This is a genomic window from Acinetobacter sp. GD03645, assembly GCF_029845285.1.
In the GTDB taxonomy this organism is placed as follows: Bacteria; Pseudomonadota; Gammaproteobacteria; order Pseudomonadales; family Moraxellaceae; genus Acinetobacter; species Acinetobacter corruptisaponis.
On sequence record NZ_JAOCLL010000019.1, the window covers coordinates 38,417 to 59,783 of the forward strand.

16 protein-coding genes, 1 pseudogene and 1 other annotated feature are annotated in these 21,367 nt (G+C 40.4%); of the genes and pseudogenes, 12 read left to right on the top strand and 5 right to left on the bottom strand.

The annotated features are described in order from the left end of the window. Positions 1-16: 16 nt before the first annotated feature. Genes N5J47_RS14645 through N5J47_RS14655 form a run of 3 tightly spaced genes read left to right on the top strand, consistent with a single transcriptional unit; the run spans position 17 to position 4,334 of the window. Entirely contained in the window at positions 17-667 is a 651-nt protein-coding gene (locus N5J47_RS14645) for an isoprenylcysteine carboxylmethyltransferase family protein (RefSeq protein WP_004281871.1), read from the top strand. Positions 668-678: 11 nt separating this feature from the next. After that, the gene (locus N5J47_RS14650) at positions 679-3,054 is read left to right on the top strand and encodes a heavy metal translocating P-type ATPase (protein WP_151788920.1); all 2,376 of its coding nucleotides are present in this window, start codon (positions 679-681) and stop codon (positions 3,052-3,054) included. Beyond that, complete coding sequence (locus N5J47_RS14655; protein ID WP_279960755.1) at positions 3,051-4,334, top strand: MgtC/SapB family protein; 1,284 nt, start codon at positions 3,051-3,053, stop codon at positions 4,332-4,334. The genes N5J47_RS14650 and N5J47_RS14655 overlap by 4 nt, the downstream gene beginning before the upstream one ends. Positions 4,335-4,373: 39 nt before the next feature. On the opposite strand, the gene N5J47_RS14660 is transcribed toward N5J47_RS14655, so the two are convergent. Beyond that, positions 4,374-5,774 (bottom strand): heavy metal sensor histidine kinase, encoded by a 1,401-nt coding sequence (locus N5J47_RS14660; RefSeq protein ID WP_279960756.1) that lies wholly within the window; start codon positions 5,772-5,774, stop codon positions 4,374-4,376. After that, positions 5,767-6,447 carry a heavy metal response regulator transcription factor gene (locus N5J47_RS14665; RefSeq protein ID WP_004679347.1) on the bottom strand — a complete coding sequence of 227 codons (681 nt, stop codon included), beginning with the start codon at positions 6,445-6,447 and terminating at the stop codon, positions 5,767-5,769. The genes N5J47_RS14660 and N5J47_RS14665 overlap by 8 nt, the downstream gene beginning before the upstream one ends. A 148-nt stretch (positions 6,448-6,595) precedes the next feature. On the opposite strand from N5J47_RS14665, the gene N5J47_RS14670 reads away from it, so the two are divergent. The 8 genes from N5J47_RS14670 (at position 6,596) to N5J47_RS14705 (ending at position 16,721) form a co-directional block, all read left to right on the top strand. Next, positions 6,596-6,892, top strand: coding sequence for a hypothetical protein (locus tag N5J47_RS14670; RefSeq protein WP_279960757.1), 297 nt, complete (start codon positions 6,596-6,598; stop codon positions 6,890-6,892). Positions 6,893-6,981: 89 nt separating this feature from the next. After that, positions 6,982-8,865 carry a copper resistance system multicopper oxidase gene (locus N5J47_RS14675; RefSeq protein WP_279960758.1) on the top strand — a complete coding sequence of 628 codons (1,884 nt, stop codon included), beginning with the start codon at positions 6,982-6,984 and terminating at the stop codon, positions 8,863-8,865. After that, on the top strand, positions 8,852-9,772 hold the full coding sequence (locus N5J47_RS14680) for a copper resistance protein B (RefSeq protein ID WP_279960759.1): 921 nt from the start codon (positions 8,852-8,854) through the stop codon (positions 9,770-9,772). The genes N5J47_RS14675 and N5J47_RS14680 overlap by 14 nt, the downstream gene beginning before the upstream one ends. Before the next feature lie 45 nt (positions 9,773-9,817). Continuing rightward, entirely contained in the window at positions 9,818-10,279 is a 462-nt protein-coding gene (locus N5J47_RS14685; protein ID WP_042893404.1) for a hypothetical protein, read from the top strand. Positions 10,280-10,358: 79 nt separating this feature from the next. Next, on the top strand, positions 10,359-11,663 hold the full coding sequence (locus N5J47_RS14690; RefSeq protein ID WP_279960760.1) for a TolC family protein: 1,305 nt from the start codon (positions 10,359-10,361) through the stop codon (positions 11,661-11,663). Then, positions 11,663-13,162, top strand: a complete 1,500-nt coding sequence (locus tag N5J47_RS14695) for an efflux RND transporter periplasmic adaptor subunit (protein ID WP_279960761.1) — start codon at positions 11,663-11,665, stop codon at positions 13,160-13,162. The genes N5J47_RS14690 and N5J47_RS14695 overlap by 1 nt, the downstream gene beginning before the upstream one ends. A 13-nt stretch (positions 13,163-13,175) precedes the next feature. Continuing rightward, positions 13,176-16,322, top strand: a complete 3,147-nt coding sequence (locus tag N5J47_RS14700) for an efflux RND transporter permease subunit (protein ID WP_279960763.1) — start codon at positions 13,176-13,178, stop codon at positions 16,320-16,322. 33 nt (positions 16,323-16,355) lie between these two features. Further along, positions 16,356-16,721, top strand: a complete 366-nt coding sequence (locus tag N5J47_RS14705) for a copper-binding protein (RefSeq protein WP_058971422.1) — start codon at positions 16,356-16,358, stop codon at positions 16,719-16,721. Positions 16,722-16,913: 192 nt separating this feature from the next. On the opposite strand, the pseudogene N5J47_RS14710 reads toward N5J47_RS14705, so the two are convergent. After that, a pseudogene (locus N5J47_RS14710) lies at positions 16,914-18,162 on the bottom strand (IS3 family transposase). Continuing rightward, positions 17,771-17,887: a sequence feature (AL1L pseudoknot), on the bottom strand. Its footprint overlaps the pseudogene before it by 117 nt. Here N5J47_RS14710 and N5J47_RS14715 point away from each other — a divergent pair. Further along, entirely contained in the window at positions 18,156-19,160 is a 1,005-nt protein-coding gene (locus N5J47_RS14715; RefSeq protein WP_262463130.1) for an arsenic resistance protein, read from the top strand. The pseudogene N5J47_RS14710 and the gene N5J47_RS14715 sit on opposite strands and share 7 nt — an antisense overlap. 124 nt (positions 19,161-19,284) lie before the next feature. Here N5J47_RS14715 and N5J47_RS14720 read toward each other — a convergent pair whose 3' ends face one another. Both N5J47_RS14720 and N5J47_RS14725 read right to left on the bottom strand, forming a co-directional pair. Further along, complete coding sequence (locus tag N5J47_RS14720; protein ID WP_262463131.1) at positions 19,285-21,114, bottom strand: ferrous iron transporter B; 1,830 nt, start codon at positions 21,112-21,114, stop codon at positions 19,285-19,287. Next, positions 21,104-21,364, bottom strand: coding sequence for a FeoA family protein (locus N5J47_RS14725; RefSeq protein ID WP_004665962.1), 261 nt, complete (start codon positions 21,362-21,364; stop codon positions 21,104-21,106). The genes N5J47_RS14720 and N5J47_RS14725 overlap by 11 nt, the downstream gene beginning before the upstream one ends. Positions 21,365-21,367: the final 3 nt, after the last annotated feature.

Here is a 21,367-nt window from a genome sequence, read left to right on the forward strand (position 1 = left end):
TATCAGGAGATCCATCATGAATCATGCGGAATCGGCTTATGGTTTATGGACGCTGGTTATCATTAACTCAGCAGTTTTTATCATGTTCGCTTTCAGTTTTTTTAGACCTTCCACTGCGCGCGATTGGCGTACATTTGGGGCCTTTTCGGCTTTTATCATTGCTCTATTTGTCGAAATGTATGGTTTTCCTTTAACCATTTACCTGTTATCTGGTTGGCTTCAAACTCGCTTCCCTCAACTTGACTTACTTTCTCATAATGCAGGTCACTTGTGGTCAACGCTATTAGGTGAAAAAGGTGATCCACATTTTGGCATTTTGCATATCGCCAGTTACGTTTTCTTGGGCTATGGATTTTACCTGTTATCAACGTCATGGCACGTGCTGTACAACGCGCAACGTCAGCATTCTTTAGCGATCACAGGCCCTTATGCACGTATACGTCACCCACAATACGTGGCTTTTGTGATGATCTTGCTGGGTTTTTTATTGCAATGGCCAACTTTACTGACACTGATTATGTTTCCAATCCTACTCTTAATGTACAGCCGCTTGGCAATTAAGGAAGAGGCTGAAATGAGTAAACAGTTTGGCGCTGTCTATGACAGCTATGCTCAACAGACTCCGAGATTTATTCCAAAATTCGGCCATAAAACCACTTTACCATAAGAGAATTATTTATGTCAGATCAAAAAAATCATAACCAGGACCATATGGCACAGGCTACAACAGACGTACTGAAAGACCCAGTCTGTGGTATGACCGTCACTGAAGAATCGAAATACCATGAGGAATTTAAGGGGAAAACTTACTTTTTTTGCAGTGATAAATGTCAATCAAAGTTTCATAGCAGCCCGGTGCAATATATCGCTAAACCCGCAACGACGACTGCCGATGCACATACACAGCATCATCAGACTGTTCAACACGTTAATGCGGCAAGCACAACAGGTACGACCATCTATACATGCCCAATGCATCCAGAAATCAGGCAAGATCATCCTGGAAACTGTCCTAAATGCGGAATGACACTAGAGCCACTCATTCCTGAATTAGAGGAAGATGAGAATCCGGAGTTACGTGATTTCCGCCGACGCTTCTGGTGGACACTGCCATTGACCATCATCGTGACTTTTTTGGCGATGTTTGGTCATCAAATGAACCTGTTCAATATGGCTGTTCAGAGCTGGATTGAACTGGTGTTGTCACTCCCAATTGTACTTTGGGCAGGTTGGCCATTTTTTTCCCGGGGTTGGCAATCGGTTGTGAATCGCAGCCCGAACATGTGGACGCTGATTGGTTTGGGCACTGGAGCTGCATTTATTTATAGTGTGGTCGCAACCATTGCACCGCAAATCTTCCCAGACTCATTTATTTCCATGGGTCGTGTCGCTGTTTACTTTGAAGCTTCAGCGGTCATCATTTCATTGACCCTACTGGGACAAATATTGGAGTTAAAAGCACGTTCGCAAACTTCTGCTGCAATTAAGTCACTCCTTGGGCTCGCTCCTAAAACAGCTCGCCGAATCCTGCCTGATGGAACTGAAGAAGATGTTCCTCTAACGCATGTCCATGTAGGAGATTTACTCAGAATTCGCCCAGGTGAAAAAGTGCCTGTGGATGGTGTAATCACTGAAGGAAGTAGTTCAGTGGATGAATCGATGCTGACAGGTGAACCTTTACCGATCACTAAACGCATCGGTGATAAAGTCATTGGTGCTACCCTGAATACCAATGGTTCCCTAATCATGCGTTCAGAGAAAATTGGTTCAAGTACCATGTTATCCCAGATCGTACAGATGGTGGCGCAAGCTCAACGATCGAGAGCACCAATGCAACGTATGGCTGATCAGGTAGCAGGTTGGTTCGTCATGGCTGTAGTGACCATTGCCTTGCTTACCTTCTTTGGATGGGGACTATTCGGCCCAGAAGAATCAAGCTGGGTTTATGCATTAATCAATGCTGTGGCAGTACTCATTATTGCCTGTCCTTGTGCACTAGGCTTGGCAACTCCAATGTCTATCATGGTTGCGACGGGTCAAGGTGCTACTCATGGTGTGCTGTTCCGTGATGCAGCAGCCATTGAGAATCTACGCAAGATTGACACACTAATCATCGATAAAACAGGTACGTTAACTGAAGGACGCCCTGTATTCGATCGTGTGGTTGCCGCATCAGGTTTCGATGAATCTGAAGTATTACGTTTAGCCGCCAGTCTTGATCAAGGCAGTGAACACCCGCTAGCCGAAGCGATTGTAAACGCAGCACACGAACGTGGCCTGTCTCTTGAAACACCAGATAATTTTGAATCGGGCTCAGGGATTGGTGTTCGAGGTCAAGTGGGCGATCGTCAGTTAGCTTTGGGCAACACAGCACTGATGGAGCAATTGGGTATCTCGGTACAATCTCTGATTCCGCAAGCCGAAGAGCTGCGTTCGGAAGGTGCAAGTGTGATGCATCTAGCCATCAATGGTGAATTGGCCGGTCTGCTTGCAGTATCCGATCCCATCAAAAAAAATACCCCAGAAGCACTTGCCACCCTGAAGGAAGCGGGTCTACGTATCGTGATGGCAACAGGAGATGGTCTCACCACTGCCCGTTCAGTCGCAGCACGTCTAGGCATTGATGAGGTACATGGCGAAGTCAAACCCGCAGATAAACTAGAACTGGTCAGCAAATTGCAGAAGGAAGGTCGCATCGTGGCTATGGCTGGTGATGGCATCAATGATGCACCAGCCTTGGCTAAAGCTGATGTCGGTATCGCTATGGGAACCGGGACTGATGTTGCAATGAATAGTGCCCAAGTTACGCTGGTCAAGGGAGATTTACGAGGGATTGCTGTTGCCCGTTCACTTTCGGAAGCTACTGTTGGCAACATGAAACAGAACCTCATGTTTGCTTTCCTTTACAATGCTTTGGGTATCCCTATCGCGGCTGGCGTACTATATCCATTTACCGGTTGGTTGTTGTCACCGATGATTGCCGCCTTGGCTATGAGTTTGAGTTCAGCTTCAGTCATCACGAATGCCCTTCGCCTGCGAAATAAAAAGTTATGATAGAGAGTTCTTTTCTTCCACCAGATGTACCAGGTCTTATTGCAGCACTTGCCATCGGCCTGCTCATTGGTTTAGAACGAGGATGGAATGATCGTGAACTGCCAGAAGGCAGCCGAGTAGCAGGCCTACGTACCTTCACATTGACAGGATTACTCGGAGGAGTGCTCGGTCATTTACAGCCAAACTTTGGGCCTTGGCCACTAGTCGCAGCCGTATTAGGGCTTTCCCTTTTACTTACGGTATCCTACGCGCGTACCGCAAAAATTTCCGGTAATTTAAGCGCTACCACGACGATCGCGATGCTGTTGACATTAGTTTTAGGTGCATATGCATCCCATGGTAATGTTACTTTAGCATTAACCGCGGCTGTAATCGTCGCTGTATTTTTGGATCTCAAGCCAACCTTACACGGTTGGCTACGCTTGATAGAGCATCGTGAATTAACCGCATCCCTGCAGTTGCTGGTACTTTCTGTCGTTATATTACCCTACTTACCCAATACGGGTCTGGGACCTTTTGCTGCATTAAATCCTTACCAGTTATGGTGGGCAGTGATCCTGATTGCCGGACTCTCTCTGGCAGGTCATTTTGCCATGCGGCTCACCGGTTCAGAAAGAGGCATACTCTGGACAGGTCTATTGGGTGGTTTGGCATCTTCTACAGCTGCAACTGTCGCACTGGCACGCTATACACGCCAGCACCCCGTCATGGTCAGTGCTGCTATTTCTGGAACATTGGCTGCCTGTGGCATCATGTTTTTTCGTATGGTTGTGCTGATAGGCGTCATTGAGCCAGCATTGCTAAGCACTTTTGGTGGTGCAATGATGATTGCGGGAATCCTTCTGCTGGGTATGGCATTGTGGAGACAACGCCAAATTACCAGCGCTGAAAACAACGATCGAACAATAGAAGCAATGGCTCCTTTTGATCTTGGGACAGCATTCAGCTTCGCTGCTTTCCTGGCTGTCATGGCAGTCTTGGTCCCGGCAGCAAAACAATGGTTGGGCACCAGCGGCATCTTCGTATTATCGACTATTTCTGGGCTAGCAGACGTAGATGCTATTTTAGTCTCACTTGCCCGCCTGCATAGTACTGAAGGCTTAACAACAAATGTGGCTGCTGTCGCGCTAGGGCTGGCCACACTGAGCAACATGTTAAGCAAAGCGACAATTGCATGGATGACAGGGGGGGCACAGTTTGGCCGAGCTATCATATTTGGCTACACAATTGCCATGATAGGTGCTGGCGTAGCTCTGGCTCTCAGTTTGAACTTTATGTAAGGTCAACTCGGGTAAATGGAAGATGTTCAAAAAAATGAGTTAAAATGATTCCCCTTGCATGGATTCACTTTGAAAAACAATGGTAAAAATGATTCGACCATTGAGGGATTCAGCCTGGATGGTCGCCCCAAGCATATCAAGAATAGATTTTGTTATCGCGAGCCCTAAGCCGGTTCCTTCTTCTGTTCTTTGTCTAGATGCATCTGTTCGATAAAATCGATCAAATAACCTGGATAGTTGTTCAGGAGAGATTTCAGGGCCTTCATTTTCAATTGAAAATATTGTGTTATCTAAATTCTGTTGAAGTTTTATGCGTATTGTAGAATTCTTATTTCCATATTTAACTGCATTAGATAATAGATTGCTGAGTGCTCGACGTAACATAGCAGGATCACCTTTGACATTTCCAGATCCTGTTTGTTGAAGCGTCATATTTTTTTCGGCAGCTAGCGCATCATAGAAATCAAATAAGGCTGTAACTTCTTTAACCAGGTCAATATTCTGTAAGTTCTGTAATTTTAGGCCATGTTCTGCTTTTGCCAAGAAAAGCATATCGGATACCATTCGAGTCAAACGTTCTAATTCTTCTAAATTAGAAAATAGTACTTCTTGATAGGTACTGGTATCTCGTTTACGGGCAAGACATACTTGAGTTTGAGTCATTAAGTTATTAATCGGTGTTCTAATTTCATGCGCTAAATCAGATGAAAAATCGGAAAGCCTTTCTAAAGCTGATTCTAGTCTGTCGAGCATATCATTGAAGGCAATTGCTAATGATTTTAGTTCTGTTGGTGTGTGCTCAACTTCTAAACGTTCTGAAAGATGTTGGGCAGAAATGCCTTCTGCGACCTTAGCCATTTTTTGCACGGGTCTTAAACCTCTCCAGGTTGCAAACCAGCCTAAAAACATTAAACAAATCGTACCGGCTAAACCAATGTAAAAAAGTTGACGCTTAAAATCATTTAAAAAATGTAGATGTTCAGATGTATCGATCCCCACAATAATGCGTACAGATTGTATTTCAGTATTTTTGTTTATATCCGTGTTGTAGATCATGCCACGATAGGTCTTATTCTTAATTTTCCATTTAATCCAAGGGTTATTTGCTGACTTGATTAACTGTTGAGTATTAATGATTGAAGATGCTGAACTAAATAAAATCTGACCTGCCGGTCGTTCTATTTGGACCATAAGATCATGGTGTCCAACTAAAGCATCTTTCAAATATAGATCAAGTTCTGGAGAATTTTTAGGATGCTGTTGGAGAAGATTCTGAATAAGCTGGATTTTACCTTCTAATTGGGTACGATCTTGCGTTTCAAAATGATGCATCACTAATTTATGGATGAAAAACCCCATCATAATGAGAATGCATATAGTCGATAATGAGAAAATAATACCAATACGAAAACTGATAGATTTGAATAATTTATTATTCATCTTCTACCTCTAATACATACCCCATTCCTCGAATATTCTGAATTAACTTAGGGGTAAAATTACTATCTACTTTATTTCTTAATCGTTTAATAGCGACTTCAACTACATTTGTATCACTATCAAAGTTCATATCCCAAATTTGAGATGCAATAAGTGCTCTTGGTAGAATTTCACCTCTTCTACGCATAAAAAGCTCCATAAGCGCGAATTCTTTAGCCGTTAAATCAATGCGTTGACCTGCTCGTGTTACCCGACGTTTTCTCAAATCAAGTTCTAAATCAGCAATCTTAATAATATTATTATCTTCTCTTTGTTGCCCTCGTCTAAGGAGCGTTTTTATTCGAGCTAGAAGCTCTGCAAAAGCAAAAGGCTTAACTAAATAATCATCAGCGCCTAGCTCTAATCCTTTTACTCGATCTTCGATTTGATCTCGGGCGGTAAGAAAAAGAATGGGCATTGTTTTACCGCTGCTACGAATATCATTGATAATATTCCAACCATTTAGTCCAGGTAACATCACGTCTAAAATAATTAAGTCATACTCTTCAGAAAGAGCTTGATGTTTACCCGTTAACCCATCTGTAACCCAGTCCGTAATATAGCCAGCTTCGGATAAACCTTGCTTGAGATAATCACCAGTTTTTTGTTCATCTTCAACTAATAGTATTCTCATTTCCGAATCCTAAGTCATTCATTAAAACTATAATAACGTTATAAAACATCTGATCGAGATAGATTACAAAAATGTCATTTTCAAGTCACTTAGATGTTCAGTGCTTCACTTTATTGTAGTAGCAAGAAATTAACTTTTAGAGAAACTTATGAAAACTGTAGTGCGTCGTAGTCTAACAATTTTAATGTGTGCTGGAACTTTAATTGCTGGTACTCAATCTTGGGCAAAAGATGTATCAACCTCAAGTGCCACTAATACGGTAAAAGCACAGGAACCTTGTACAAAACCTTGTAAAATGGAAAAAGATGACAAGACTCAGCAAGATCATAGTCAACATCAGTCTCCTAACTCATCTGACATGTCAAAAATGGATCATTCTATGATGAATATGGACCATTCTAAAATGGATCATTCAAAGATGAATATGCCTGGTAGCAATAAATAATTTTATAAATAGCGAGAAAGAAGTATTAAAGTTTATACTAAATATTTGCTTTATTACTTCAATCTTGACCTTTCTAAAGGTGAGATAGAATGTCAAAAAAGTTAAGTCATGTACTCTTAATTGGAGTTGGTTTATTTTCATCAACTTGGGTAATGGCGGCAGTTAAAGAATATGATTTAACAATCGCTGAACAAACTGTAAATATCACAGGAAAACCGCTAAAGAGAATTACCGTTAATGGTAAATTCGTTGCACCACTTCTTGAATTTGAAGAAGGTGATGAGGCCGTTATCCGTGTTCACAATAAGTTAAAAAATCAGGACTCTTCAATCCATTGGCATGGCTTATTATTACCTGGAATTATGGATGGTGTACCTGGATTTAACAAATTTAATGGCATTGCCCCTAATAAAACTTATGAATATAAGTTTAAAGTCCGCCAAAATGGTACTTATTGGTATCATTCACATAGTAAAGGACAAGAACAAGACGGTTTATATGGTGCTTTTGTTATTTATCCTAAAGATAAAACTCCACTAACAGCTGCTGAAAAAACCGATAAAGATTACGTTGTTTTGCTTTCTGATTTTCATAATTCAACAAGTGATCAAATTATGAAAAATCTTAAAAAAGAAGCAGATTACTATCAGAACCGTCGCGAAACAGTATTCGATGTATTAAAACAAGTTAAACGTGATGGATTAAAGGCAACTTGGCAAGACCGCTCTATGTGGAATCAGATGCGGATGTTGAAAACAGATATGTCCGATGTGACTGGTTATACATTTTTAATGAATGGCAAAACACCTCAGCAAAACTGGACCGGTAACTTCAAAGCTGGTGAAAAAGTTCGCCTTCGTTTTATTAATGCTTCCGCTATGTCATTCTTTGATGTACGCATTCCAAACCTAAAAATGACTGTAGTCAGTGCTGATGGTCAACCTGTAAAGCCCGTTCCTGTAGATGAGTTCCGTATTGGTACTGCTGAAACCTATGATGTCATTGTGGAACCAAAACAAGCACATTACCAAATTGAAGCTGAATCTATTGATCGTACCGGTTTTTCAGTGGGAACATTACATGAAGAAAGCAGCCCAGCAGTCAAACAAATTGAGATGCCTAAATCTCGCCCTCGTGCTTTATTAACTATGGAAGATATGGGGATGAGCCATGACATGTCATCTATGAAAGATATGAATCACGATATGTCTTCTATGAAAGGCATGAATCACGATATGTCTTCTATGAAAGGTATGGATCATGATATGTCTTCAATGAAAGATATGAATCATGATATGTCTTCTATGAAAGGCATGAATCACGATATGTCTTCTATGAAAGGTATGGATCATGATATGTCTTCTATGAAAGGTATGGATCATGATATGCCGATGAATAGCGCTACTGTTAAGGCGGCTTCAGACAAGAATGATAATACCGTATTTGGATGGGCAAATGCTTCAACACCTGAAGGTAATAAAGCATTGCAATATAGTGATTTGCAATCGTTAGATCCTCAAAAAGACACTCGTGCAGCTGAACGTGAAATAGAGATCCGTCTTGGTGGAAACATGGAGCGTTATATTTGGACAATAAATGGTAAAAAATTTAATGAAGCCGACCCACTAGTGGTGAAGTATGGTGAACGTATTCGCTTAAAATTTGTCAATGACAGTATGATGGCTCACCCAATGCACTTACATGGCATGTTTATGCAGCTTGAGAATGGTCAGGATCCAAGCAATATGCCAAACAAACATACGGTAATTGTTCCACCTGGGAAAACGATAACCACTCTACTCACAGCTGATGAGTTAGGTGAGTGGGCTATTCATTGTCACCTGCTTTACCATATGAGTGCAGGAATGATGAATAAACTCATTGTAGCTCAAGTGGAAGATGGTAATTCTACAAAGACTGTTCCTCAGTCCCAAGTAAATGAGAAGGGAGTAAATCCACATGCACATCACTAATAATTTGTTTTCAAAAACAACTTTGATGATTGCGCTATTTGGATTATCAAATCTAACGTTCGCTAAAAATGAAACTCCTGTACAAGACAGTAATATTACAAAAAATATGAAAATTCTTTTACAGGAATCTGGAGGATTAAAGTATTCCCTTCAAGAGCGTTATCCAGAATATTATTCAATGGAAAATGCGGATATGGGGGATAAGAGTGTCCAGATTGCGCTTGAGAACTCTAACTCACCTCATGACAATCATCTTAAAGAACATGGTGGACAAATTTATCAAACGACAAAATTTGAAAATGAATGGATGGTTGATGAAGACGGTAAGGGCAACCTAGGAACAAAGTTTGAAACTTTAATTGGAACAGATGAAAATCGTCTATTTATTGAAGCCAATTCGGAAAAGTCAGAAAGTAATGATCCAAAATATGCTGTATCAGCACTTTATAGCCGTAACGTAGCCCCATTTTGGGATGTACAAGCTGGGGTAAGATATAGTGAAAATAAAAATAATAGCAGCAGCGATCGAGTGGATGGGGTTATTGGTATATTAGGTCTAGCTCCTTATTTCTTTGAAACACAAGCATATCTTTATGGCGGTGAGAATAATTTTTGGGGAGCAAGTTTTGAATTAGAACGTGATTTGCTTTTAACTCAGAAACTTATTACTCAACCTTATATCGAAGCAGATGTAATATTTAGCGATGATTCTAACTATGCTGCAAAATCAGGTTTATCAGAATTAAAAACTGGTATTAAAACGCGGTATGAGATAACTAAAAGAATCAGGCCTTTTATTGATGTGGCTTATCAATATGAAAAAGGACAAAAAGCTACCACTATGCAAGAAGCTACTGAGTCTGAAAAAGGTTGGAAATATGGTGCAGGTATCGAATTAGTTTTTTAAGGTAATATGACTTAGTATCATGAATGATAGCTTTGGCTATCATTCATGAAATTATTGCTATTTAATTTCAAATCTGTAAAACTAAAAAAGCTTAAATTTTGGTCTAAATCTATGCAGTGGTTAAAGACATGCCTATCGCTGTTTTTATCGTTTGCTATCCTGTTCGTCGGATCGGCTGCTGTTGCTTCGTCTGTACATAAGCGATGTTTAATGCCATCTGAACAGATGCAACCTATACCAATGGAAGCATCTCAAAATCAGGATACAATGCACACTGATTGTATGAAAGTAGAGACAAAGGCCAAAAAATCTTTACATGATCCATCCTGTATGTCTGAGCAGGAGTGCATTATGTCTTTTGCCAAGATTGCGTATACCCCTTCTCCGCAAGATTTTCTGTACGCAAAGGTGTTCCTTCCTATAGAGCGATCGGCTTTTTATTCTCTGGATCAAAACCTTCCTGCTCCTTTTCCTTCTGTTCTCTGGAAACCCCCACGCTCTATCTAATTTAATGATTCATCGTCATTCATAGCATTTTTATGGATGTTCTGCGCGTGCGCGTGTATATCATTTTAGAGCTAAAAATATGAAACTTTATAAAGAAAAGCTATCTCGCAGGGTGAGATGGCCGATAGGTGTGATCTGTTTTTCTCTAGTCTATGGTCAAGTCTATGCCCAGCCACTGACTTTGGATACAGCTTTGAAGCTTGCCGAGCAATATGCTCCAACTTTAAGAGTAAATAGTGCCCAAATTGAAGGGGCTGAGAATGTAGTTTTAGCTTCAGGTATTTTACCCAACCCTAAATTATTTGTCGGTTTGGAGAATTATCCTATATCTGGTGATGCGTCATGGTCAGTCACACAAGATGGCATGACCATGCAGAAAATTGGCGTTATGCAAGATTTTCCAAACCGCGCCAAAAGACAAGCCGAGGTCGAGTTAGCAAAAGCTGAATTGGGTTCAGTCACTGCTCAAACTGAGATTCTACGTATTGAGTTACGTCAAAAAGTTGCATCTGCTTGGTTTAAACGTTTTTATCTTGAGCGTAAATTGGCGCTATACGATGAACTGTTTTCAGAGAATCGATTACTTTCTCAGATGACCCAAACACAGGTCACCTCTGGTCGGACAATGGTTGCTGATGCACTTGATCCAAAACAAGAAGCCACGGTATTGCTTGACCAGAAGGATGATTTGCTTCGTGATTTAAATAAAGCCAAGCTAGAGTTGCATCGCTTGATCAGTGCAGAGCCTACCGAAAACCTTACTCAAATTGAAACCTTACCTGACCAAGCTCCATCCATCCATCTTGATTCATCAAAGCTGTATCATCATTTGCATCAGCATCCTGAATTAAAAGCTTTTCAGGCTGAAAAGAAAACTGCTGAAGCAAAATTGAAACAAGCTCAAGCTTTACAAAAGCCTGATTGGGGGATTGAGCTTGCATACCAGCATCGTGCCCCAGAGTTTGGCGATATGATCGGTGTACAACTGACAACTGAGCTTCCTGTATTTTCAAAAAAACGTAGTGGTCCCCTCATTCAGGCAGCTTTAGCCGAACAAAACCGGATCATTGCCGATCAAGAAGTTCAATACCGTGAATATCTCACCATGCTGGATGATGGGTTATCTGATCTTGATGCGCTTGATCAGCAAATTAGACGTGCAATGCAAATAAGTATTCCACTCGCTAAACAAAAAGTGGGTTTACAGTTGGCAAGCTACCAAGCTGGTAAAAGCAATTTGTCCAATGTCATTACTGCCCGGCAAGCTCTTTTAGAACAACAGCTGCGACTTATTGATCTTCAACAACAACAAGCAATTACAACAGCACAACTTTATTTTGCCTTTGAAGAGCCGACCTTAAACCATGCTGAGGAGCAGCTATAATGTTAAGAAATAAATTGGCAATGACTGTCATGGGAGTTGCCACAATTAGTCTTGTCGTAGGTGGCGGTGCCGGATATTGGTTTGCTCATCAGGAAGAGGGTTCTCAATCGGCATTGGTAAGCCAGAAGCAGGATGCTAAAGTGCTTTATTGGTACGATCCAATGAAACCAGAACATCATTTTGATAAGCCAGGCAAGTCTCCATTTATGGACATGCAACTGGTACCTAAATATGCAGACGAAAATACTGCGATGACGGATGAAAGTCGTCCTACAGTCAAAATAGATCCATCTCTTCAACAAAATTTAGCCATCCGTTACGGCACTGTTGAACAGGCTGTAATTGGAAATGCCATGTTTACTAATGGCATATTACAAGCAAATGAACGGCAAACAGCTATTTTACAAACTAGAGCAAGTGGCTTTGTTCAGCGAGTGTATGGGCATGCTGTTGGAGATATGGTGACCGAAGGAAGCCCTATAGCTGATATTTCAATACCCGAATGGACTGGAGAGCAAACTGAATTTTTAGCTGTGCTCCGTACTGGAGATCGTTCCCTTATTCAAGCAAGCCGTCAACGTTTGCAGCTTTTAGGAATACCACAAAATGTGATTCATCAAGTTGAGCGAACTCGTCGAGTGCAATCTAATATTACGTTAAGTGCTCCAGTGAGTGGATTTATTGATTCACTAGAAGTCCGCAATGGTATGGCTTTGGCTATGGGACAAACCTTGGCCACAATTAAAGGTATCAACCCGATTTGGCTAGAGGCAGCCGTTCCTGAAAAACAAATTGCTGGAATCAAACGAGGTATGAGTGTAGAAGCCAATTTTGCTGCTTTTTCTCAAAAAGTAACTGGCAAAGTTATCGACATTTTGCCTACCTTAGATACAACATCAAGAACTATTAAAGTTCGGATTGAATTACCAAATCCTAGTGGTCAACTTAAGCCAGGGATGTTTGCTTCTGTCAATATAATAAATAATCCCCAAAGCAGTTTGGTTGTACCAGAGCAAGCTGTTATACGGACAGGTACTCGGAATGTTGTCATTGTGGCTCATGAGCAAGGACGTTTTGAACCAGTTGTTGTACAGTTAGGGCAAAGTGATGGCAATAAAATTGCAGTCCTGCAAGGGTTGAAAGCTGGTCAGAGAGTAGTGATTTCAGGACAATTTCTGATTGATTCTGAAGCAAATTTGCAAGGCGTATTGGATAAGCTCAACACTGGGCAACCAATTGCATCATCTCAAACGATTAAGAGGTCAACATATCAAGGTCTTGGTAAAGTTGAAAAAGTCACAAATCAAGATATTACCATTTCACACCAAGCTATTCCTGAGTTGGGCTGGGGTGCTATGACCATGAGCTTTAAACAGCCCGTACAACCATTTACCCGAATTCAGCAAGGTGACCAGGTCAACTTTAGTTTTACAAAAGTTGGAGATGCTTACGTTATTTCTGACATTTCCAAGATGTCTATGGCATCTTTGAAGAACTAACGGGAGAACTATTATGATCGCTCGTATTATTCGTTTTTCAATTGCGAATCGCATATTTGTTTTGTTGGCAGCTTTAGTTTTGGCAGCTTGGGGAACTTGGGCTGTAAAGAATACACCGGTTGATGCTTTGCCAGATTTGTCTGATGTACAAGTGATTGTCCGAACTAATTTTCCCGGTCAGGCACCACAAATTGTTGAAAATCAGGTGACCTATCCTTTAACAACAACCATGTTATCGGTGCCCGGTGTTAAAACTGTTCGCGGTTATTCTTTTTTTGGTGATTCATTTGTATATGTCATTTTTGATGAACATACCGATCTTTATTGGGCCCGTTCGCGTGTATTGGAATATCTAAATCAGATTCAGGGAAGAATTCCTGCAAATGCGAAATCTTCATTAGGGCCAGATGCCACAGGCGTTGGCTGGGTTTATGAATATGCGTTAGTTGATCCAACAGGACAACATGACCTTGCACAACTGAGAAGCATACAAGACTGGTTTTTAAAGTATGAACTAAAGACATTACCCAATGTGGCTGAAGTTGCCACGATTGGGGGAATGGTGAAGCAATATCAGGTTGTCTTAGACCCAAGCAAAATGGCGGCTTTAGGTGTTACACAAAACAATGTCATTGAAGCGATTCAAAAGGCTAATCAGGAAACTGGTGGTTCAGTCCTTGAAATGGCTGAAACTGAATATATGGTACGAGCTTCTGGTTATTTAAAAACTTTAGATGATTTTCGCCAGATTCCACTACGAACAAATAGTTTGGGTGTTCCTGTTTCTTTAGGTGATGTTGCAACAATTCAACTCGGACCGGAAATGCGTCGTGGTATCACTGAGCTGAATGGACAAGGTGAAACGGTTGGGGGTGTCGTGATTTTACGAGCAGGTAAAAATGCACGTGAAACGATTACTGCTGTGAAAGCGAAGCTAGCTGAATTACAACAAAGTCTACCGAAAGGTGTACAAGTTGTTCCTGTATATGATCGCAGTCAATTGATTGATAGAGCAGTAGAAAATCTCAGCCATAAATTAATTGAAGAGTTCATTGTGGTGGCTTTAGTCTGTGGACTATTCCTCTGGCATTTACGTTCAGCAATGGTGGCTATTGTTTCTTTGCCGCTTGGGATTTTATCTGCTTTCTTGGTGATGCATTATCAAGGGCTAAATGCCAATATCATGTCGTTGGGTGGTATTGCTATCGCGATTGGCGCTATGGTTGATGCTGCAATTGTAATGGTTGAAAATGCACATAAGCATATCGAAACTTGGCAACACGAACATCCTGAGCAAGTCTTGGAAGCACAAGTCCGTTGGAACATCATTACACGTTCTGCCAGTGAGGTCGGGCCAACTTTATTTTTCTGTCTACTCATCATTACCTTATCCTTCATTCCTATTTTTACTTTACAGGCACAAGAAGGTCGCTTGTTCTCACCACTGGCATTTACTAAAACCTATGCAATGGCAGCAGCAGCAGGTTTATCTATTACCTTGATTCCCGTTTTAATGGGTTATTGGATTCGAGGGAAATTACCTTCTGAACAGCGTAATCCACTGAACCGTTTTCTGATCAAAATATACAGCCCTATGTTGGATAAGGTTTTAGCTCATCCAAAGACAATTTTACTTGGTGCATTGCTAATTTTCCTTATTAGTCTTTTCCCTTTAACACGGTTAGGTGGGGAGTTTCTACCCAATATGGATGAAGGTGATTTACTGTATATGCCTTCAGCTTTACCGGGATTGTCCGCAGCAAAAGCTTCTGAGCTACTCCAACAGACTGATCGAATGATTAAAACCGTTCCTGAAGTTGCAACAGTATTCGGTAAAGCTGGTCGCGCTGAGTCAGCCACAGATTCTGCACCATTAGAAATGTTTGAAACCACGATTCAGTTCAAACCACGGTCTGAATGGCGTTCAGGTATGACACCTGACAAATTGATAAAAGAACTAGATAAGGCAGTCCAAGTACCGGGTTTAACAAACATTTGGGTGCCACCTATCCGTAACCGGATTGATATGTTGGCAACTGGGGTGAAAAGTCCAATCGGGATTAAGATTTCAGCAAATGATCTGCAAGATATTGATCGGGTAGCACAGCAAATTGAACAAGTGGCTAAACAGGTGCCCGGTGTTAGTTCAGCTTTAGCTGAACGGCTCACAGGTGGTCGATATGTTGATGTCGATATTAACCGTATGCAGGCTGCGCGATATGGTCTCAATATTAAAGATGTACAGCAAATCGTCTCATCAGCGATTGGCGGGGAAAATATTGGTGAAACTGTTGAAGGCTTGGCACGGTATCCCATTAATGTACGTTACCCACGAGAGATTCGAGATTCACTGGAAGCCTTAAGAAATTTACCGATTCTAACAGAATCTGGTCAACAAATAGTCTTGAGTAGTGTTGCTAATATTCAAATTACAGATGGGCCGCCAATGCTTAAAAGTGAGAATGCCCGTCCAAGTGGTTGGGTCTATGTCGATGTACAAGGACGTGACTTAGCTTCGGTTGTACAAGATTTGAAGCAGGCCATAGACCAAAAAGTAAAACGTTCTTCTGCCATGAGCATTAGCTATTCAGGACAGTTTGAGTTCATGGAGCGTGCGAATGCTCGCTTAAAAGTTGTTATTCCAATTACTTTGATGATCATTTTTCTATTGCTCTATTTGATTTTTAGGCAAGTACAAGATGCTGTTCTGATTATGGCAACACTACCTTTTGCGTTGATTGGTGGTATTTGGGCTATGTACTTGAGTGATTATCACTTTTCGGTTGCGATTGCTGTTGGTTTTATTGCACTTGCTGGTGTTGCCGCAGAGTTTGGTGTAGTCATGTTGTTCTATTTAAAGCAAGCAATTGAGCATGCACAGCAAAGCCTATCTTCTTCAACGGCATCCTTAACAGAGCAACAACTCAATGAGGCAATTCATACAGGGGCCGTGCTACGTGTTCGCCCTAAAGCAATGACAGTCGCTGTCATTTTGGCGGGGTTAATCCCTATTCTGTTGGGGACTGGAACAGGTTCTGAATTAATGAGTCGTATTGCTTTACCTATGGTTGGGGGCATGATTTCAGCCCCTCTCTTATCTATGTTTGTTATCCCTGCGGCATATCAGCTTTTAATCAAAAGAAAACTATCAAAGAATTGATAGTTTTATTATTTCGTCTAAAGAGGTTTTATTATGTTGAAGTTTATAAAAATTATTGCTCTTGTTACCACTATTGCTGCATTAAGCGCATGTAGTAAAAATGAAGCATCAGAGCAGAAGAAAGCAGACGCACCTATGGAGCAGATGAATAAGGAGTCTTCTACCGCTACAACGGCTCAAGCCGTTGGCGTGATTACTGCTATTGATACGAAAGAAAATATTTTAACACTCGACCATGAAGCAATTCCTGCACTTAAATGGCCTGCAATGACTATGGGCTTTAAAGTCGCTGACCCGGTTTTATTAAGTGGTTTAACCGTAGGAGACAAAGTTGACTTTGAATTAAAAGCAGAAGGAGAAAATTATATAGTCATCACTGTGAAGGCTAAAAATCTATAACAGCCTTAGTATATGATGCCAGTAGTGCTATATCCTTTAGACGCTATTGGCATTTTTATAGAAGTTAAATAAGATCGCTTTAAAAATTCCAGTTTATATAGTTCAATTCTTGAATTTTATTTTATCAATTCCACTGTAAGGCAAGAAAGCATTTGAACCGTACCGGGTTTGTCGGAGAGTTTTTTATTTAAGTTAGGCCACCTGACCTAACGGGTTAATCTTATCATAGTACATTGCTTCAAAATCAAAAGGTGATACATAACCTAGTGCACTATGTACACGCTCTTTATTGAACCAATCTACCCAATTTAGTGTCGCAAGTTGTACATCCGCTAAACCTTGCCAATCTGCTTTTAGATATTCAATCACCTCTGTTTTGTATAAGCCATTCACCGTTTCAGCCAAAGCATTATCGTATGAATCACCAGTTGTACCGACTGATGCTCGTAAATTTGCAGCTTCTAAACGATTGGTATAGCGAATAGAAAGATATTGAACACCTCTATCGGAATGATGAATCACATTCTTTGGCATGCCTCGATCGTGCAATGCTTGCTCAAGTGCATCGAGTACCATATCTGTATTCATCCGTGTAGATACTTTCCATCCAACAATTGCTCGTGAGAACACATCAATAATAAATGCAGTATAAACCCAGCCTGAATGAGTTTGAATATACGTAAAGTCACTGACCTGAGAAGCACTGCTTCGCAAGGGTCAGGTCGATCAGCACTAAAATTACGTTTCACTAAATCATCTGCTCGTTTTTGGTCATCTCGGCTACGGGTGGTTTGTTTGTTCTTACCTCGCCAAACACCTTGTATACCTAGCTTTTTCATTAATCGAGCAACAGTACAGCGTGCAATAATATAGCCTTCACGTTTCAGTTTTTGCCAGACTTTACGTACACCATATCGACCTGAACTTTCCTTCCAAATTCGTTTAATCTCCTCAGCATGATGCAAGTCATGTAAATCTCGCTTTGCTCGATGTTCCCTTGCGAAGCAATGCTTCTCATCGCAGAGATCTAGAGTCCGGTAATAGGTTGAGGGTGCGATCGGTAAAATTCTACAAATCGCCTCGACTCCGTACAGCTCTTTATTATTATGGATAAAATCCACCATTATTTGTGTGGGCGGTCGAGCTCCGCCTGGGCGAAAAAAGCGGCTGCTTTACGTAGAATTTCATTGGCACGCTTTAATTCTTTAATTTCACGTTCCATTTGCTTCATTTTTTCTTGATCAGATATCTGTTGTACTTTAATAGGATTTTGCTGATCTAAATGCTTTTGATGCCAGGCACGAAGTGTTTCAGGAGTACAACCAATCTTAGGCGCAATTGCTGTGATTGCAGCCCAAGTAGAAGGATAATCTTTTTCAGATTCAATCAATAATTGAACCGCTCTTTCTCTGATTTCAGGGGTATATTTTAATTTTGTCATCGGGACACTACGCTTCGCTACGTCTTGCGAAGCAATGCTTCTCATCTCAGAATATTGACTCTCCGACAAACCCGGTACGGTTCATCTACTTCTGTACCATCTTTATCGGAGTTATTTTTGGATTAACCATCAGTGGAGCGACGATTTTAGAAAGTTTGATTAACCCTGCACTGGCATTAATGTTATTTGCTACTTTTTTACAAGTACCTATTGCAGAAATTGGCAAGGCATTAAAAAATTTACGTTTTATTTCTGCATTACTTATTACTAACTTTATTGCCTTACCTTTAATTACGGCAGGTCTAATACAATTTTTACCTGAAAACCCACTTATTCGTTTAGCTGTACTTTTTGTTCTACTAGCACCGTGTATTGATTATGTGATTACTTTCACCCATGTTGGGAAAGGTAATGCAAGATTATTACTTGCGATGACACCTGTATTATTGCTTATCCAAATGATCTTATTACCAATTTATCTTGGTGTACTCCTCGGAGAAGAGGTAGCTCAGCTTGTTGAAATTGGTCCTTTTGTCCATGCGTTTGTATGGTTCATTGTTGCACCCTTAGCAATGGCAGCTATAGTTCAGTTCATTGGGAATAGAAATGAACAAGCAGAAAAAGTGGCTGAAAGCCTAAACTTATTTCCTGTACCTGCCACAGCCCTAGTTTTGTTTATCGTCCTAGCATCAGTTATGCCTCAAATTGGGCTTGCAAAAAGTGCAGCTCTTCAAGCTTTACCAATTTATATTTCTTTTGCCATTATTGCTCCATTCGTGGGTTGGATAATTGCTCGTATTTTTCGATTAGAATCTGGCTCTGCTAGTGCTGTGTCCTTTTCAGCATCATATAGAAATTCATTTGTTATTCTTCCATTAGCTTTTGCAATTCCGGGAAGTATGCCCATAATTCCTACTGTAATCTTGACTCAGACTATCGTTGAACTATGCTTTTTACCAATCTATATTCGTCTGATACCTCGACTATTCAAAACCTAGAGATTTAAACATTTAAGTAGTTGTTATAGTTAGATAAAAGTATTCAGAAGCCCACGCTTACATCGAGTAATTTAATAAAGGGGGGGGGGGAGCTAGCTCCCCCCCTCTTTTATTCATTTGCTAATTAAAACTTACTCGCAACTTGATATGTGATGAATGAAAAGATGTAGGCTAATGCAAACAAATAAGTTGCCATAACGACAGGCTGTTTCCAGCTACCTGTTTCTCGTCTAATTGTTGCTAACGTGGCAAGACAATGTGGAGCAAAAATAAACCATACCAATAATGATAAACCTGTGGCTAACCCCCATCCATCCGGGCCTGAAATTTGACTTAACAGACTTTGAGTTACTGTATCTTCATCACCTGACATCGCATAAATCACCCCAAGAGCAGCAATTACAACTTCCCTTGCTGCCATAGCAGGAATGAGTGCAATACATATTTCCCATGTAAACCCAATAGGCGCAAATATAGGATGAATTAAATGTCCTAACTGACCAGCTAAACTATAGTTAATGGCCGGCATGCTTGCATTATCTGGTGGTTGAGGGAACGTGACTAGCACCCATAACAAGATAGACAGTGCGACGATAATGCCACCAACTCGTTTTAAGAAAATAGTTGCCCTATCATATAAGCCTAATGCAATATTTCTAATATCTGGAATTCGGTATGTGGGAAGCTCAAAAATAAAAATACTTTCAGTTTTATCTTTTCGAACCAACTTCAGAAAGAGTGAAACTAATAACGCTGAGACTATTCCCGACATATAAAGACCAAAAAGGACTAATCCTTGCAGACTTAACCAGCCGTAGATTAATTGGTTCGGAATAAATGCCGCGATCAATAAAGCATATACGGGCAATCTTGCTGAACAGGTCATCAAGGGTGCAATCATAATTGTTGCTAATCGGTCCCGTTCAGAGCTGATACTTCTGGTTGCCATAATTCCGGGAATCGCACAAGCAAAACTGGATAGCAGAGGAATAAATGAACGGCCGCTAAGCCCGGCTTTAGACATTAATTTATCTAAAAGAAATGCTGCTCGGGGTAAATAGCCTGACTCTTCAAGCATTAAAATGAAGAAGAATAAAATCAAAATCTGAGGCATATATGCAAGCACGCTACCTGTGCCAGCAATTACCCCATCGACTACCAAGCTTTTTAATAGAGGATGTTGGATTAGTGGTCCAATAAAATCACTGAGCCATACGATAAAATTTTCAATGAATTCTATAAAAGGTGTTGCCCATATAAATACCGCTTGGAACATCACAAACATGGTTAAAGTTAAGATTACTAAACCTAATACAGGATGTAGAAAAATTTTATCTAGAAATGCGGTTCTTTTATCACCATTGTCATTATTTAAAATAACTTGTTTGGTGATTTGTTTGACCTGTTCAAAATGACTTAATTCAGAATGATAAGGAGTAATAAAAAGATTTTTTTGATCTAATTGATTAATTAAATCTTGAATTCCTTTTGTTTTAACTGCGACAGCTTCAACTACAGGGATACCTAACAGTTGAGACAGTTTATCCTTATCAATGGAAATACCACGCTTTTTGACCTCATCCATCATATTTAATACAAGAATCATAGGGCGATTTAAAGCACGAACTTCGAGAACCAAGCTCAAATGTAAGCTTAAATTTGTGGCATCTACGACGCATATAAAAATGTCGGGGAGAATTTCACCTTTTAGCTCGCCCAAACAAACTGCCCTGGTGACTTCTTCATCTAAACTACTAGGTTTTAAACTGTAAGTTCCGGGTAAGTCCAATACTCGTACTGCATCACCAGAAGGTAATCTAAAAGAACCTTCTTTTCTTTCTACGGTAACTCCAGCATAGTTGGCAACTTTTTGTCGCGTACCAGTAAGCGTATTAAATAAAGAGGTTTTTCCGCAATTTGGATTACCGACTAATGCAATGTTCTTAATCTTCATTGGATACTAACTCTACAAAAATTCTTTCAGCTTCATTCTTTCTTAATGCGAATCTTGAAGTTTCAATTTGAACTAAAACAGGATCTCCGCCAAAAACACCTTTAGCGAGTACTTGTAGAGTTTCACCCTCTCTAAAACCTAATAGTTGGAGCCGTTCCAATACGGGATCAGTGGTATGACTGTATTGATTACCTTTTTTGAGATCTCTAATTTTGACGATCTGATTTTGTTTAACTTGAAATAGATTCATTTT